The organism is Nitratiruptor tergarcus DSM 16512, from assembly GCF_027946175.1.
Lineage (GTDB): Bacteria > Campylobacterota > Campylobacteria > Campylobacterales > Nitratiruptoraceae > Nitratiruptor > Nitratiruptor tergarcus.
In genome coordinates, this window is sequence record NZ_AP026671.1 from 604,917 (window position 1) to 620,729 (window position 15,813).

Genomic DNA, 15,813 nt, shown 5'->3' on the forward strand with positions numbered 1-15,813 from the left:
TTTATCCTTTATAAACAATAAATGGTAATAATATTGTAGCGAGACCAAGCAAAACCAACCATAAAGTTGCTATTTTTGGCTTATTCGCACCAAATAAGAGGGCATAGATTGCCTTGAGAATATTATTGGATCCACTTGCAATAAGGATTGCCGTAGCAATTTGCTCAATACTTATACTAAATTTTCCTGTTAATAAAGAGAGGATAAAGGGATCTATATCTGTAAAACCGATAAGAAAAGAGAGAATCTTGAGACCAAAATCACCGTAATGAGCTGTGACAAATTTTGTTAATGCCATCATTGCAACAAAAAGCAAACCAAATAAAAAAGCTGTACCAAGCTCTAAAGGGTTTCTATCATCAATAGGAGCAATATGATTAGTTTCTTCTTTTTTAAAAAGTGCCAATGCAATGATAATTCCTACCAAAGACAAAGATATTAATGGAAATGCTATTTTGATCGCTACATGAAGATTGAAAATAAAAGTAATTACTAAGAGTCTTATATACATCATTGCTGTAGCGATAATAATGGATGCATCTATTAGACGTATATTTTCAATATAGAGGCTTTTTTTTGCCAATACTACTGTCGTAGCAGTAGAGGAGTAGAGTCCACCCAGTATACCAGTAATCAAGTAACCTCTATTTTTAAATATATATTTTTGTGCAATATAGCTACCATACGATATAGCTGATATTATGACGATAACAAGCCATATTTTAAAAGGAGAAATTGCAAGGTAAGGCAGGGGTGCATCTGGTAAGAGGGGCAGTATGACTGCACTCAAAAGTAAAAATTTCCCAAGTATTTCAAACTCATGTATATTGAGTTGTTCTAAAATGTAGGAGAGACTCCTATTTGCATTGAGAATAAAGACTATAAGTACATAAACAAGAGTTGGCATCCAAATGCTAAACTCCTCCATCATTGCACCAAATGAATATATAAGTGCGATAAGTAAAAATGAGATGATTGCTGTACGATCATGATGGAGTTTATAAAAATAGTAGCTCAGGTATATCGCAACAAGCGCTAAAAAACCTAAAAGAAAGTAGTAGAGATTGATTTTAAAAAAGATATACCCCATAATTCCAATAAAAGTAAATGTCCGCGTAGAACCTAAATGGGGCTTATCACTTGTGTGCATGAGACGGTAGGCTTTAAGCTCTAACCCTACCAAAAATGAGAGCGCTACAACATAGAGAAAATGGAGAAGTTCTAAAGGGATAAAGCGCATCAAATAACCTCTATCCCTTTGATTCTTCTATAATATCTTAAAACTGCCATTTTGACTGCATCATTAAATACAAACCATGTGAGTGCATATGCCCACATGAAAAGTCCCCAATCCCATCCAATTGGCATCATGAGACCAAAGCCATATACAGCAATAATTGTACCAATCACCCTAGTAGAAAAGGTAGCGCCAAACAAAATCCATGATGGCCAAGGTCTTTTAAAAAACCAATCATCTATACGTGTATTGTAGATGGTTCCATGACCTGCTATCACCATTTTTGCAAAGAAGATTGACTGTACAAAAGCAAGCCATTGCTTTTCATCGTGCATATCAACCCACAGCGGTACATGAGGTAAAAACCAAGCACTTTCTGGATGTGTCTTGAGATATACCATAACGATATAAAAAATCAAAAATGAACTTGCAACACCAGCTACACCAAGCCAACTTGAAAGCACTAGCATTTCATGCATATCCCATCGTACCGGTTTTTTTCTCACCTTCGTGTTATCATAAGCAATAGCAAGGATTGGAATATCATTGAGTAGTGCTAAAACAATAATCATAATAGCAGTGAGAGGATAGAATTGAAAAACAACAATTGCAAGTGTCATAAAAATAATAATTCTAATAGTCTCAGCTATCCGAAAAATTGTATAGCTTTTCATACGCTCAAAAGTAATACGAGCCTCTTTTATAGCATCTACAATGACACGAAGTCCAGGAGCTAAAAGAACAATATCTGCTGCAGCACGTGCAGCATCTGTTGCACCACTTACAGCAATACCTGTATCTGCTTTTTTCAATGCCGGAGCATCATTGACACCATCTCCCGTCATTCCCACAATATGATCTGCTTTTTGGAGCTCATCAACGATAAAGTATTTATCCTCAGGAAATACCTGTGCAAAACCATTTGCCTGCTCGATAAGAGCGATAATTTCACTCTCATGTTTTTTTACTGTTCCTGGAAGCAGCGCTTTATTTTCTAACTCTTTGCGTACCTCTTTTACTATCTGTTTTGTAATAAGTTGGAGCTTATCTTCACTCATGTGTGGTTGCGTTACTTTTAAAAGTGCTTTAGAGACAACTTCTGCAAGTATTTCATATTCTCGTGTACTTTGACCGCGCAACTCTTTTATATCGAGAATATTTTCACCAATACCTAATATTTTTGCGATATAACGAGCTACAGCGATATTGTCGCCAGTAACCATCTTAACTTCTACACCTCTAGCTTTAGCCTCAATTATTGCCTCTTTTGAGTCTTCTCTTGGAGGATCGTAAAGAGGAATGAGCCCTACAAAATGAAATTTCTCTTCATTGCAATGCTTATATGCAACACCAAGCGTACGAAAGCCGTTTTCTGCAAAATCTTCTATTTTGAGATAAATTTGCTCTTCGTTAAATTCGCTAGTATCGCAAAGAGAGACGATAACTTGTGGTGCCCCTTTGGTTACTACAAAGCACTCTTGCTTATCATTTAAAACTACTGCTTCGGTACGTTTTTTTACTGGATCAAAAGGGATGAAATTTTTTACTGTAAAATGGTTAGCGAGTTTACTAATACTATGCTCATCTGCATAAGAAAAAATTGGCTTTTCGATAGGATCATTATTTTCTCTTCGGCTTGCAAGAATAGCATATAAAAAGAGATCTGCACTTTTATAGTCATTAATAATATAAGGTTCGGCTATTGTCATCTGGTTTTTTGTAAGCGTACCAGTTTTATCTGAGCACAATACATCCATACCAGCTAACTCTTCAATGGCTGCAAGACGACTTACAATTGCTTGTTTGCGTGCTAAATTGAGAGCACCAACCGCCATTGTAACAGTTAAAACCGTAGGGAGAGCCACAGGGATAGCTGAAATCGTAAGAACGAGAGAAAAGACTAGAAGTTCATAGGGATTTTCGTGCCGCTTTAATCCGTAAAAAATAATAATCGCTATCATTACAATTGTTATAAGAATGAGAAAATCTCCTACACGTATAACCATTTTTTGGAAATGGCTACGCTGCTCTCTTTGCGCTTTTGCTACAAGCCCCACAGTTTTACCAAAATAGGTATTAAGACCAGTATTGACAACAATACCTATCATCTCCCCCTGTTTGACGATGGTATTTGAAAATGCTACATCATTCTCTTTTTTATGTACTGGTAAAGATTCCCCAGTAAGAGCAGATTGATCAACAAGAGCATAGTCGGTTACTTGAGCTATTTTTATATCTGCTGGTATAATATCACCGATTTTTACCTTTACAATATCGCCAGGAACTATCTCCTTTGCTGCAATCTCCTGCCACTCTCCATCTCGCAATACAGTAGCTTTTCGAGCAAGTTTTTGTTTAAGTACTTTAATTGCATTGAGTGCCTTCGATTCTTGGTAAAAATCTAAAAAGGCATTGACAAAAAGCATAATGAGGATGATATAAAACTCCTCCCAGTGTTTAACAAGAGCAGCTAAAACTGCTGCTACTTCTATCATCCAAGGAATTGGTCCCCAAAATCTGCGAAAGATTCTATGCCATAGAGGCTCTTCTCTCTCTGGAATTTCATTTGGGCCATATTTTCGTAACCTCTTTTGAACCTCTTCGCTGCTTAGGCCTTTTTCTATATTTGTGCTAAGTTCTGCAGCTACCTGTACCCAAGGGAGCTTCTCATAGTATTTTGTCTCTTTCATTTAACTCTCCTCAAGACTCTATCAAGACTCTCACTAAATGTCGGATGTGCAAAGACAGCTTTAAGAAGTGCGTCTTTGTCCATTTCATCTGCCAAAGCTGCAGTTATGATACCTATGAGCTCTTCAGCATGGGGTGTGAGGAGTTCAGCTCCTAGAATAAAATTTTCTTCATCAGTATAAAGCACGACCCCTCCATTTGCAGCACCAGTAAGATGAGATAGTGCTAGTGCTGAGAGTGGGAAGTACTCCTCTTTATGTTTAATATCTGATTTGTCAAGAGTAGTTTTTGTAACTCCTACTGCAGCATATTGCAGAGGAAGAGTATAGAAAAATTTTGGAATGTTGTTGAGATTGAGTCTCTTTTTTTTGTCCATAATAGTATCAACTACATTGAGTACCATAGCTCTTGCTGCATGGGCAAGTTGCAGTTTGCCGTTGCAATCACCTATTGCAAAAACACCTTGCATAGTTGTCTCAAAATACTCATCAGTCTCAATTGCTCGTGATACTTTGATTTTGTCAGTTTTGACTACATCTGTGTTTGGCTTTCTCCCCGTTGCAACAAGGAGTTTGTCAAATTCTAAAACACCTTCATTAGTGGTGATTTTTGCTTTTTTATTGTGCTCAGTAGCCTCTAGAATAGTTGTGTTTTTTAAAAATTGTATGCCAAGGTTTTGAAGCTCTTCTTCTAGTGAAGTTAAAAGAGTAGGGTGGATTTTGTTGGAGATATGTTCATGACGAAAAATGAGGGTAGTTTGGACGCCACAAGCCGCAAAGAAGCTCGCCATCTCGAGTCCAATGGCACCACTTCCATATATTGCAATATTTTCTGGGAAATTTGTGAGATTAAGTACTTCATCGCTCGTTATGATACTTGATTTATTATATGCTATACCTTGGGGGATAAAAGGTGATGAGCCAGTTCCAAGGACAACATATTGTGCTTCTAACTTTTTACCATTGACTTCAATTTTTTTATTATCAAAGATATAGCCTTTTCCCTCAATGAGCTCTACACCAGCACTGAGACACTGCGCTTCTATTGAGCGGTGAGCTTTGTGGATTACTTCGTCTTTCTCTTTTACTGCTACTTCTAGTTTAAGTCTATCTTTGTGTCTAGTAAAGGCTGGGTTTTTGAGTTTTACTTCTGTTTCGGCTAGATGGAGGAAATGCTTTGACGGAATACAGCCATTATTGAGACAAGTTCCTCCAATATGCTCCATGTCTTGCTCTATAAGAGCTACTTTGAGCCCTTTTTTTGCTGCAATTACTGCGCCAGCATAGTTGAGACCGCCACCTACGAAGATAATATCATACATCGATACCCTTTGCGAAGTTGTTTTTGAGTTCACTCACAAATTTTGCAGCATCTACTCCATTGAGGATTCTATGATCGAAAGTAAATACTACTTCGACTCTGTTTTTTTCCACTTTTCCAAAAGCAGCTATTCCAGAATCTTTTTTGTTAATCATTGCATCAAATGCTTTTACTCCAAACATCCCTAAATTACTAAGACCAAATGTAGAGCCTTGTAAATCTTCAGGCGTATAATCTCTTGTTTTGATGTTTCTCACCCACTGATCTATCTCTTCAAGGCTTTTTGATTCAATATTTTTACACACAGCCATATAGAGTGCATCTTCTTTTGCTACTGCTACACTGATATTCGATGTTGGGTAAATTTTGTAGCTCTCACCATCAAGTATAGCGCGTGTGAGTGGATGGTTTTGCATCGTGTCGCCTATAATTTTGAGAAGATATGAAGTTATTTTGACATTTTTTGGCGGATATAAAGAAAAAGTCTCGTAAATGTGATAGATAGGTTTTTTAGCTGAAGCTTCTACATTTTTCTTAACTGCAAGGCGATTGGAAGAGAGGGCAAGCACTTGTGGAATATTGTGTGTCTTTATATACTTAAGTACTTCATCTTCATCTATTTTATGATCCAATGAAAAGCTATTTGCATCGATTCCATATTCCTTCAACAAATGCAATGCTTTTGGCGTAAAGTATCGCTTCAAAAGCTCTTCGTTGACATCTTTTAGATGCGCAGGCTCTGGCAAAGCTCCCTCTTTTTGTAGAGTCTCTATATCGATATTTGCTTTTGCTGCTGCTTTTTTTGCCGCTGGTGAAGCGTATCCTTCCACAGGCGGTGTCGAAGTAGGCATCAATTCTTGTAATATTGGCAGAACTTCGCTTTTTTGAGAAGCTTTGGACTCCTCTTTTTGTTTTGATGGCTCTTCTTTTGGCTGCTCTTTTTTTGTAGGAGCTTGTGGCTTTGCTACAGCCTCTTTTGTCTCCGTATCGAGTATCGCTATAGGCTCTTTAACCGGAACCTCGTCTCCTTCTTTGGCAAGCAGTTTTTTTACTACGCCATCTTTGAAGGTTTGCACCTCCATTATCGCCTTATCGCTCTCCACTTCTGCTATTACATCGCCTTTATGAACCCTATCTCCTTCATGAACGTGCCATTTGATGAGTTTTCCTTTATCCATCGTATCTGATAGAACCGGCATCACAATTTTATAGTCCATGGTTTTGTCCCCAAAGTTTGATTTGTGCTGCAATTTTGTCTGGTGTTGGAATAGAGGCAAGTTCAAGAGTTCTATTATAAGGAATTGGCACGTCTTCTCCTGCAATTCTAAGAGGAGGAGCATCTAGTTCATAAAAGAGTTCTTCGGTGATTCTTGCTATCACTTCAGCACCATAGCCTCCGGTTTTATGATCTTCTTCTACTAACACAACTCTTTTTGTTTTTTTGATAGAGTTTGAAATCGTTTTCATATCAAGAGGTCTGAGAGAATTAAGATCGATTACTTCCACTGAAACCCCTAGCTCTTTTTCGATTGTAGGAACTGCTTCGAGCACATCGTATCGCATTTTCAAATATGTAAGGATTGTTAAATCATCTCCTTCTTTGACAACTTCGGCTTTGAATGGATCGAAATTTGCTTTTTCTTCAAACTCCATCTCCATAGGATAGAGCAGTTCATGCTCCAAAAAAATGACCGGGTCATTGAGAAAAATCGCGTACTTTAGGGCATGATAGGCATAGGTTGCGTTGCTTGCTGCCAAGACTATAAGACCAGGAATGGAGGCATAGAGCGTCTCATAGCTTTCGCTGTGCTGCGCTGCGAGCTGGCGTGAAACACCTCCTGGCATTCTAACAGTTAGTGGAATGGTCATTTTTCCACCGCTCATATAGCGAAACTTGGCAGCATGATTGACAATTTGATCCATAGCAAGGAGTGAAAAATTGACTGTCATAATTTCAGCTATTGGTCTAAGACCTCCAATCGCCATTCCTATGGCATTTCCGACGATACTAAGCTCTGCAATAGGCGTATCGATAACCCTTTTGGGTCCATACTTTGCAAAGAGTCCTTCACTCACACGATAACTTCCACCATAGCGTCCAACATCTTCGCCTAAAATGACGACACTCTCATCTGCTGCCATCGCTTCATCAATGGCTTTGTTTAACGCATCACGATACAACATTTGTGCACTCCTTGCAGTATACATCTTCATAGAGTTCATTTAGTTCTGGCTCAGGAGAGTTTGCAGCAAACTCTATTGCCTCATTAATCTCTTGTTCAATCTTTTTATCGGTCTCATCAAAATAACTTTCTTCTACAATTCCTAAAGCAATGGCTTCTCTTTTAAGCTTTTCTATCGGATCGCGAGATTTGAAAATCTCCATCTCCTCTTCGCTGCGATACTTTCCGTTATCACTCATCGAGTGCCCCTCATAGCGATAGGTCTCTGCTTCTATAAAATATGGTCCTAAACCATTTTCAAGATACTCTTTGGCCTCCGTTACAGCTTTATACACTTCACATACATCCATGCCGTCGATTCTTTTAGCAGGCATATAGTTTTTTGCCTTTTCAAAAAGCTCTTCAAAAGGACTCACCCAGCCAATGCGAGTACCAATTGCATAGTAGTTGTTTTCACAAAAAAAGATAATAGGCAGTTTCCAGGCAGCTGCAATATTAATGCTTTCAAAAAAGGCTCCTGCATTGGTGGCACCATCACCAAAGATGGCAAAGACACCAGCTTTTTCTCCCTGGATTTTTCTTGCATAAGCGCATCCTGTAGCAATTGGCAAGTGTCCTGCTACAATCGCATCACCTCCGTAAAAACTTAGTGTTGGATCAAAAAGGTGCATCGAGCCACCTTTGCCTTTGCTCACTCCCGTTGCCTTTCCAAAAAGCTCTGCCATGATTACTTTTGGATCCATTCCTCTAGCAATCGCAAGCACATGCTCTCTATAGTGCGTAAAGACATCGCCTTTGTCAAAGGCTTGCATACTTCCAACACTGCAGGCTTCCTGCCCGATATCAAGATGCAAAAAGCCCGCAATGTTGCCTTTCATGTATTCTTGCTTTGCAGCCAGTTCAAATTCGCGACCAAGTTTCATCAGATAATAAAAGGTTTTGACTCTTGCACTATTCATGGCTAAACTCCTCCAAAGCTTCTTCAACAGGTGTCATATACATCAAAGCCGGACCTCCATGCATCAAAACCGCCTGCATAGCAGCTTCTAATATCTCTTCTTTGCTTGCACCTGCATCGATGGCACCTTTGACATGGAGCGCTATACACCACTCACACTGGGCAGCAACCGCAAGCCCCACATTAATAAGCTCTTTTTGCTTGGTAGAAAGCGCTCCCTCTTTTTCAACGCTTGTCATGAAACCAAGAAAATTTTGAATGCTCTCAGGTTGCTGCTGCTGCAGTTTACCTATGAGTCTTTTGATATCTTCTAGTTTTTGTGTCATTTTGCCCATAGCCACCTCCTTTTTGCGTTTTAACTCTATTATACTCCTATGAAATTAATTGTAAATAAATCACACTCAAAGCAGGAAGAGTGATAGTAAGGGAGTTTTCAAATCCACAGCACTGCATTGGCTTGCTTTGCAAAACTCTAACAGGATAATGATCCCATCCCAGATATTTTGAATGTTGCGAATTAAAGATCTCTTTATATTTTCCGCTCTTTGGTACAGGCAGAATGTAGTTTTCATACTGGGTATCGGCAAAGTTGCACACAACAACGATAGTCTCATCTTTTGCCACTCTTGCAAAACTCAAAACACTTCGCTCCCAATCCTTTTCATTGAGCCAGATAAACCCCTCTCTTTTTTCATCCCATCGATACAGAGCCGGAGTAGTTTTATAAAGGGTGTTGAGATCTTGCAACATCTTTTGCAACGCTTTGTGTTTTGGATCATCCAAAAGCTCCCACTGAAGCTCTCCATCAAAATCCCACTCCTTAAATTGAGCAAACTCTCCTCCCATAAAAAGAAGTTTTTTTCCTGGATGGGCTAGCATATAGCCAAAAAGAGCACGTAAATTTGCTAGTTTTTGATTGATGTCTCCTGGCATTTTGTTGATAAGCGAGCCTTTCATATGGACCACTTCATCATGGCTCAGAGGCAAAATAAAGTTTTCATCATAGGCGTACCACATGGAAAAAGTGATCTGGTTGTGGTGGTACTTGCGAAAGAGGGGATCGGTTTTGAAGTATTTAAGTGTATCATGCATCCAGCCCATATTCCACTTATATCCAAAGCCAAGCCCTCCTGCATAGACTGGCTTTGTTACTCCTGGAAATGCGGTGGATTCTTCTGCAATCATTGTAATGCCTTCAAATGTGCCGTAACAACTCTCGTTAAGTTGCTTCAAAAACGAGATCGCTTCTAAATTTTCATTGCCTCCATAGATGTTTGGCTCCCACTCTCCCTCTTTTCTTCCATAATCAAGATAGAGCATGCTTGCCACTGCATCCACACGGATCCCATCGATATGATACTTTTCAAGCCAAAAGTGAGCAGATGAAATCAAGAAGGCTCTAACTTCATTTTTTCCATAATCAAATACAGCACTTTTCCACTCAGGATGGTATCCCTTTTTTGGATCTTCATACTCATACAGAGCCGTTCCATCAAAAGCGATGAGTCCATGCCCATCTGTAACAAAGTGAGACGGCACCCAATCCAGTATGACACCAATTCCATGAGAGTGCATAATATCCACAAACTCCATAAACTCTTGCGGTGTTCCATATCTAGCCGTTGGAGCGTAGTAACCGCTTACCTGATAGCCCCAGGACCCCTTGAAAGGATATTCGGTAATGGGCAGTAACTCTACATGGGTATATCCCAACTTGACTAGGTACTGGGCTAATTCTTTTGCAGCTTCCGTGTAGCTTAGATAACTTCCATCATCTCTTCTTCTCCACGATCCCAAATGCACCTCATAGATATTCATAGGTGATTCATGGATGTTTGTTTTGGCTCTTCTTTGCATCCACTGGCTATCTTTCCAGCCATATCCTTGTAAAGACCAGATCCTTGAAGCCGATTTTGGAGGTTTTTCTGCATGGAATGCATAGGGATCCGCTTTGAGCAAGGTCGTATCGTATGGGGTGATGATATGGTATTTGTAGGTTTGACCTATTTTTGCATCAGTGCTAAACCCTTCCCATATTCCGCTTCCATCTTCTCTTTTTTTAAGAGGATGCGCAGTTGCGTTGTAACCGTTAAAATCCCCCACAACGCTTACATATTTTGCATGAGGCGCCCATACTGCAAAATAGACCCCAGTTTCTCCTTGATATTGCATAATATGAGCACCAAATTTTTCATACAGTTTCGTATGGGTTCCCTCTTTGAAGAGATATATATCAAAATCGCTAAAACGCGTTACATCATGGCAGATCATCGTTTTGTCTCCAGTGCCAGTTCATAGACTCTTTCATACTCTTTAGCGCTTCTTTGCCAGTCAAACCGCTTGCTCATAGCGGTATGGATCATTGTATTTACTCCCTCTTTGTCATGCATCCACGTATCGACTGCCCAGCGAACAGTTCCAATGAGAGCCTCTTTGGTCGCATCGTAAAATTTAAAACCATCTCCCGTTTTTGTGTGGGGTTCATAGTTTTGGATCGTATCATCAAGTCCACCGACAGCACGGACGATGGGGAGTGTTCCATAACGCAATGAATAGATCTGATTGAGTCCACATGGCTCAAAAAGACTTGGCATCAAAAAGAGATCGCTTCCGGCTTCAATCTTGTGGGCAAATTCATTTGAATAGCCTATAAAACAACCTACATTTTCATATTTGTTTGCAATATCTTGAAAAAATCCTTCCGCCCATTTCTCTCCGCTGCCCAAAAAGACCATCTGCAAAGGCAGATGTACCAACTCATGCATGGCTGCAGCTATCAGCTCTATTCCTTTTTGCTGGGCAAATCGTCCTACAAAACCAATAAGTGGAATATCATCTTTTTGGGCAAGATTAAAGCTTTTTTGAAGATCTATCTTGCATACTTTTTTGCCACTTAGATCATCGATATCGTAGTTTTTGGCAATGTATGGGTCCATTTTTGGATTCCACTCATCGTAATCAACGCCATTTAAAATCCCAAAAAGCTTGTAGGCGTGGGCTTTGATATGCTCTTGCAGACCAAAACCAAACTCAGGTGTTTGGATCTCTAGGGCATATTTTGGACTTACTGTTGTGATTTTGTCTGCATGATAGATTGCGCCCTTCATGAGATTGAGCGCTCCAAGTGCTTCCATTTCATACATATTGAAGTGCTCCCAGCCGATTCCCAGATATTCAAAGGCACTTTTGGCAAAGACGCCTTGATGTTGGAGATTGTGTATCGTAAAAACAGAAGCGGTTTTTTGAAAGAATGGATCATTTCGCAAAACAGTATTGAGAAAGATTGGCTGGGCTGCGGTGTGCCAGTCATTCGCATGGACAATGTCTGGTTTAAAATCCAAAGCTCTTGCAAGCTCCAGTACCGCTTTGGAAAAGAATATAAAGCGTGCATCGTTGTCTGGATAGGAGTAGCCGTTGTCATCTGTGTAGAGATTTTTTCTTCCAAAAAAGATTTCATAATCGATAAAATAGACCTCAACGCCTTCATAGAGAGTCCTGTATGCACTGCACCATAACGTCCCAAGCGGTCCCATATCTACACCTATATTGCCTATGACAAACTCCAAATTGTTTTTATTAATCATATAGTATCGCGGCAGGACAACTTTAACGTTGTGTCCTAACTTTTTAAGGTGTTTTGGCAAAGCTGCAGCCACATCTGCAAGTCCACCAGTTTTTGCAAATGGTGTCATTTCTGAGGCACAAAAGAGTATGTTTCGTTTCATGGCAGCCTTTCAAGTAGAATTTTTATCCCCTCTAGTGAGGCGTCTTCTAGTTGCGTGAGTCTGATTTGAGCCTCTTTTAATGTGAAGGGTGGGGCATATTGAGCAATCTTTTGCTGGATATAATCAATTATACCCGGATTATGTTTGATAACACCTCCACCCAACACTAAAATAGACGGATTGAAAAGCGTAAGAGCTGTAGCAGCGGCATAGAGTAGGGCTTCGGTATAGAGGTTGTAAAGCTTTTCATTTTTTAAGGATGCTTCTATTTTAAGATAGTCTGCCCATTTTTGCAAGCCACTGCCTGATGCAAAAAGCTCGATGCAGTTATCTTTCCCGCAGCCACAACGAAAAGGAGCCTTTTTGTAAGGAATATGTCCAATCTCTCCAGCAAGGTTTTTGTAACCTCGAACAAGTTTGCCCTGGTCAATTGTAGCACTTCCAAGACCTGTACCAGAATAGAGTGCCGTAATAGAGGAGGTATTAAAAAACTTCGCTTCAGCCAAGACAGCACACTTGAGGTCATTTTCAATAATGTAAGGGATTCCAAATTTTTGGGGCTCAATTGTGGCATGAATGTTGGGTGCAGAGAGGATTTTGTTGTTACAAACCTGTCCGGCATAGGAGATACCAACTGCTGTAATTCTTTTTTCATTGATCAGATCTTCGATAAATCTTTGTAAATCAATATTATGCAGCTGCTTTTTGCCTTTTTCTCTATCTATTATTTCCCATCTGATGTATGTACCCCCTATATCAAGAGCCAGTTTCATACCATCTCCTAAGGAGTTGTGCCGCCATCTCCGGAACTACTGGATTGATCATCGATCTAGTTGCCAACTCGAATCCGGCGATTGTGTAAATTCTGGGTGTTATGCGAATATAAAAACGAAAAATATTGTTTACTTCATGAAAAAAGGAGCTGTTTTCAAAGTTTTCATTGAGTGGTGGTAAATAAAAAAGTAAATTAAAAGGAAAATCTCCAAGCTCCTTTGATAAAGCATAAAAAAGTGAGCGAATATGCTCTGCCAACTCTTGCAGCTGGATTTTTGAACACTCCCCAAATCCCATATTTTTTGCGATGATAGCTGTTTCAAAAGCAAAAGAGGAGGCATACGGAGTATAGGTAAAAAAGTGTTCACTCTCAAAGAGGTTTCTTTGTGAATTTGATTCAAAATGTACAATATCTTCATGCAAGGATCTGCCATGATTGTGGAAATAGCGTTGACAATGCTCAAATAAATAGAGTTGCTCTTTTGTCATTAGAGGAAGAGCAATAATTTGCGTATGAGGGTGGGGTTGTGTAGCACCAGCATTGCGTCCATGGTTTTTAAATATCTGCAATGAGATGAGCTTTTTATCATTGCGAAGATCACGATAGCGTTGCTGGAGTGTATAGAGCCACCAAAATATCTCTTCTTGACTCATATTCTGTATTTTTACTGTATGCTTGGGTGTATCAATAACTATCTCATGTGCCCCATATCCGCCCCACATCTCGTTAAGACCATCTCTATTTGAGATGAAGGGAGTTTCTATCTGCAGGGCTTTATAAAGATTTGGAATCACTCTCGTTTGCCATGTGCTGTTGTTTTTGATTGAAAAGATCTCTTGAGGAGTTAACTCTTCGTTGCCAGGACAAAAGGGGCATTTTTGTATAGAAAATGTATCTGCACATTGCTGTGGGATAGGTCTGTGAAGGCGCTCTGGGGCAATGACTATATATTCATTATGCAAAAGATCATATCTTATTTCAGACATAATTTGAGATCCCAAGTAAAAGATTTTGTAAAAGGTAAAGCAAAAGCGATACTTATCCCTTGTTGCGTTAGTTCAAAACCTTCTTCATTTTGTGATACTGTTGATAGAGGAACGACAAAGATTTTTGTCTCTTGATTCGATAAAAAAGAGAGCGTTTTTTTCGTAAATGGATCGATAATCTCAAGCTTTTTTGCAAAAAACTCCATTTTGTCACAGCAATATTTTGCATTAATAAGCAGACTCTCATAGTGGGCAAAATGGAGATTCCACTCATTGACATACAAAAGCTCATTTTCGTATGTGGATTGGAAATCTATAGAAAGCTCGAGAGAATTTTTATCGATGGTATAGTTCTTTTGCATCATTGCTGGATATTTTTGATCAAGATAGAGACCACCTTGGCGCTCAAATGTTAGAGGCTTTTGCAGTTTAAATGGCTGATTTGCAAAATCGCCATACTCCTTGTAGCTGTTTTGGAAAAATGTTTGGGCATTGAAGGAGGCGTCACTGAAGTGATCGATACAGGAGTTTTTTGTATACCAGTCAAAAAAGAGATTTTTTTTGACCTCTTCACTTATCTTTGGAGCCATTTCATGGATTGTAGTGATCCCTTTTTCATCTTTTTGCTCAAGTGGATGGAAAATCTTTTCATGATAGGCTTCAAATCTTCTTGTGAGGGTATTTTGCAAATTGAAGCAAGAGTGCAGATCTAAAATCTCAATAATTTGCCCTCCCTGTTTTTCATAGAGTCTCCAGACAAGATTATCTTTTTTAATTTCAACCTCTTTGTATCCGTCAAAATCTTTATCTGCTATTTCTATTCTATCCTCTATATTTTGCTCACACTGAGATACAAAGCGATAGGCATTGTCTCTTAAGTTTGGCAGATAGAGCCCTCCAAATATGCCATGCCAGTAGACATCATTTGTCTGGAGTTTATAGAGGGCTTCGCTTTTTTGTCTTTTTGCAAGATCAAGCATACGTTTATGGAGCCTATTGGACTCTTCATATTTGACAAAAAAGTTTCTCCAGATGCCTCCACGAATAAACTTGATGCCAATATTTTCAAAATACTCTTTGCCAACTCTGTTTTTGAGTTTTTCAAGTTCGAGAGTATCTTTTGCCCTGAGGCTCCACTCACCCATCTCGTAGTAAGAGACATTTGCGAGATATGCGAGCCCTTTTGGATTTTGCGCTTGTGCAAAATGTTTCGTCGCAATTTCACTCTCTATGATCTTTTTGATGAAAGATTCGAGCCAGCCTTTTTCATAAACCCACTCATAGGTATTTGGCCAAAGACCAAACTTCTCAGCATCATCAAAAATAATTGCATTTTCATAAGAGCTTATGGCTTGCAATGCATCATCTACCAGATAAAATGGAATTGCATAGCGCAGTTTTTTTGCAATAGGAAAGAGGGCAAAGCTATTTCCGCTCTCTTCACTCAAAAAAAATCCATCAAGCTCCTCATAATCAAATCCACTGGCAAGAAAGTGATAATCATCCACCGCCACATACTCAATTCCACACTCTTGGAAATCCAAGGCAACTGAGCTCTCCCATACTCGCTCGGTCAGCCATAGTCCCTTTGGCTTTTTGTCAAAATAGTGCTCAATATAGCTACTGAGTTTTTGGATTTGTGCTATACGATCCTCTCTTGGAATACTTGCAAGTACCGGTTCATAAAAGCCACCACTGAAAAACTCGATACTTCCTTGCTCATTTAGATAGCAAATATCTTCAAAGACATCACTGTATTTTGTGCGTAGCTGCTCAAAGAGCCAACCACTGCAGTGTAGAGCGAAGCGAAATTGGGGATATTTTTTTAATGTTTGAAAAAGAGGTCTATAGCATTGCTTCACTGCATTCTCTACAGCCTCATGGAGATTATCTACTGGCTGGTGCATATGTAGACCAAAATAGAGCTGACTCATGTAAGCA

Annotated in this window: 12 protein-coding genes; all 12 read right to left on the reverse strand. The window is 39.4% G+C overall.

Going from position 1 to position 15,813, the window contains the following annotated elements; genetic code table 11:
- Position 1 precedes the first annotated feature (1 nt).
- The 12 genes from NITER_RS03220 to NITER_RS03275 are packed head-to-tail and all read right to left on the reverse strand — an operon-like array spanning position 2 to position 15,806.
- Positions 2–1,240: an MgtC/SapB family protein gene (locus tag NITER_RS03220; protein WP_084275904.1), complete on the reverse strand. Its 1,239-nt coding sequence runs from the start codon at positions 1,238–1,240 to the stop codon at positions 2–4.
- Positions 1,240–3,927, reverse strand: a complete 2,688-nt coding sequence (locus NITER_RS03225) for a plasma-membrane proton-efflux P-type ATPase (RefSeq protein ID WP_084275903.1) — start codon at positions 3,925–3,927, stop codon at positions 1,240–1,242. The genes NITER_RS03220 and NITER_RS03225 overlap by 1 nt, the downstream gene beginning before the upstream one ends.
- The gene (locus NITER_RS03230; protein WP_084275902.1) at positions 3,924–5,246 is read right to left on the reverse strand and encodes a dihydrolipoyl dehydrogenase family protein; all 1,323 of its coding nucleotides are present in this window, start codon (positions 5,244–5,246) and stop codon (positions 3,924–3,926) included. The genes NITER_RS03225 and NITER_RS03230 overlap by 4 nt, the downstream gene beginning before the upstream one ends.
- Positions 5,239–6,462, reverse strand: a complete 1,224-nt coding sequence (locus NITER_RS03235; protein WP_084275901.1) for a 2-oxo acid dehydrogenase subunit E2 — start codon at positions 6,460–6,462, stop codon at positions 5,239–5,241. The genes NITER_RS03230 and NITER_RS03235 overlap by 8 nt, the downstream gene beginning before the upstream one ends.
- A complete protein-coding gene (locus tag NITER_RS03240) occupies positions 6,452–7,429 on the reverse strand; it encodes an alpha-ketoacid dehydrogenase subunit beta (RefSeq protein ID WP_084275900.1) in 978 nt (325 codons plus the stop codon). Before NITER_RS03240 ends, NITER_RS03235 begins: the two co-directional genes overlap by 11 nt.
- Positions 7,416–8,387: a thiamine pyrophosphate-dependent dehydrogenase E1 component subunit alpha gene (locus NITER_RS03245; protein WP_084275899.1), complete on the reverse strand. Its 972-nt coding sequence runs from the start codon at positions 8,385–8,387 to the stop codon at positions 7,416–7,418. The genes NITER_RS03240 and NITER_RS03245 overlap by 14 nt, the downstream gene beginning before the upstream one ends.
- Positions 8,380–8,721, reverse strand: coding sequence for a carboxymuconolactone decarboxylase family protein (locus tag NITER_RS03250; RefSeq protein ID WP_084275898.1), 342 nt, complete (start codon positions 8,719–8,721; stop codon positions 8,380–8,382). The genes NITER_RS03245 and NITER_RS03250 overlap by 8 nt, the downstream gene beginning before the upstream one ends.
- Positions 8,722–8,758: 37 nt before the next feature.
- Positions 8,759–10,657, reverse strand: coding sequence for a 1,4-alpha-glucan branching protein GlgB (gene glgB, locus NITER_RS03255; protein WP_084275897.1), 1,899 nt, complete (start codon positions 10,655–10,657; stop codon positions 8,759–8,761).
- Positions 10,654–12,111, reverse strand: coding sequence for a glycogen synthase GlgA (glgA, locus tag NITER_RS03260; RefSeq protein WP_084275896.1), 1,458 nt, complete (start codon positions 12,109–12,111; stop codon positions 10,654–10,656). Before glgA ends, glgB begins: the two co-directional genes overlap by 4 nt.
- Positions 12,108–12,884 carry an ROK family protein gene (locus NITER_RS03265; RefSeq protein ID WP_084275895.1) on the reverse strand — a complete coding sequence of 259 codons (777 nt, stop codon included), beginning with the start codon at positions 12,882–12,884 and terminating at the stop codon, positions 12,108–12,110. Before NITER_RS03265 ends, glgA begins: the two co-directional genes overlap by 4 nt.
- Positions 12,868–13,872 (reverse strand): galactose-1-phosphate uridylyltransferase, encoded by a 1,005-nt coding sequence (locus NITER_RS03270; protein ID WP_084275894.1) that lies wholly within the window; start codon positions 13,870–13,872, stop codon positions 12,868–12,870. Before NITER_RS03270 ends, NITER_RS03265 begins: the two co-directional genes overlap by 17 nt.
- Positions 13,860–15,806: an alpha-amylase/4-alpha-glucanotransferase domain-containing protein gene (locus tag NITER_RS03275; protein WP_084275893.1), complete on the reverse strand. Its 1,947-nt coding sequence runs from the start codon at positions 15,804–15,806 to the stop codon at positions 13,860–13,862. The genes NITER_RS03270 and NITER_RS03275 overlap by 13 nt, the downstream gene beginning before the upstream one ends.
- Positions 15,807–15,813: the final 7 nt, after the last annotated feature.

What these genes read in the sequence shown, in the direction of transcription:
- NITER_RS03220 (WP_084275904.1), bottom strand. Translation starts at nt 1,240, where the DNA reads ATGCGCTTTATCCCTTTAGAACTTCTCCATTTTCTCTATGTTGTAGCG.
- NITER_RS03225 (WP_084275903.1), bottom strand. Translation starts at nt 3,927, where the DNA reads ATGAAAGAGACAAAATACTATGAGAAGCTCCCTTGGGTACAGGTAGCT.
- NITER_RS03230 (WP_084275902.1), bottom strand. Translation starts at nt 5,246, where the DNA reads ATGTATGATATTATCTTCGTAGGTGGCGGTCTCAACTATGCTGGCGCA.
- NITER_RS03235 (WP_084275901.1), bottom strand. Translation starts at nt 6,462, where the DNA reads ATGGACTATAAAATTGTGATGCCGGTTCTATCAGATACGATGGATAAA.
- NITER_RS03240 (WP_084275900.1), bottom strand. Translation starts at nt 7,429, where the DNA reads ATGTTGTATCGTGATGCGTTAAACAAAGCCATTGATGAAGCGATGGCA.
- NITER_RS03245 (WP_084275899.1), bottom strand. Translation starts at nt 8,387, where the DNA reads ATGAATAGTGCAAGAGTCAAAACCTTTTATTATCTGATGAAACTTGGT.
- NITER_RS03250 (WP_084275898.1), bottom strand. Translation starts at nt 8,721, where the DNA reads ATGGGCAAAATGACACAAAAACTAGAAGATATCAAAAGACTCATAGGT.
- glgB (WP_084275897.1), bottom strand. Translation starts at nt 10,657, where the DNA reads ATGATCTGCCATGATGTAACGCGTTTTAGCGATTTTGATATATATCTC.
- glgA (WP_084275896.1), bottom strand. Translation starts at nt 12,111, where the DNA reads ATGAAACGAAACATACTCTTTTGTGCCTCAGAAATGACACCATTTGCA.
- NITER_RS03265 (WP_084275895.1), bottom strand. Translation starts at nt 12,884, where the DNA reads ATGAAACTGGCTCTTGATATAGGGGGTACATACATCAGATGGGAAATA.
- NITER_RS03270 (WP_084275894.1), bottom strand. Translation starts at nt 13,872, where the DNA reads ATGTCTGAAATAAGATATGATCTTTTGCATAATGAATATATAGTCATT.
- NITER_RS03275 (WP_084275893.1), bottom strand. Translation starts at nt 15,806, where the DNA reads ATGAGTCAGCTCTATTTTGGTCTACATATGCACCAGCCAGTAGATAAT.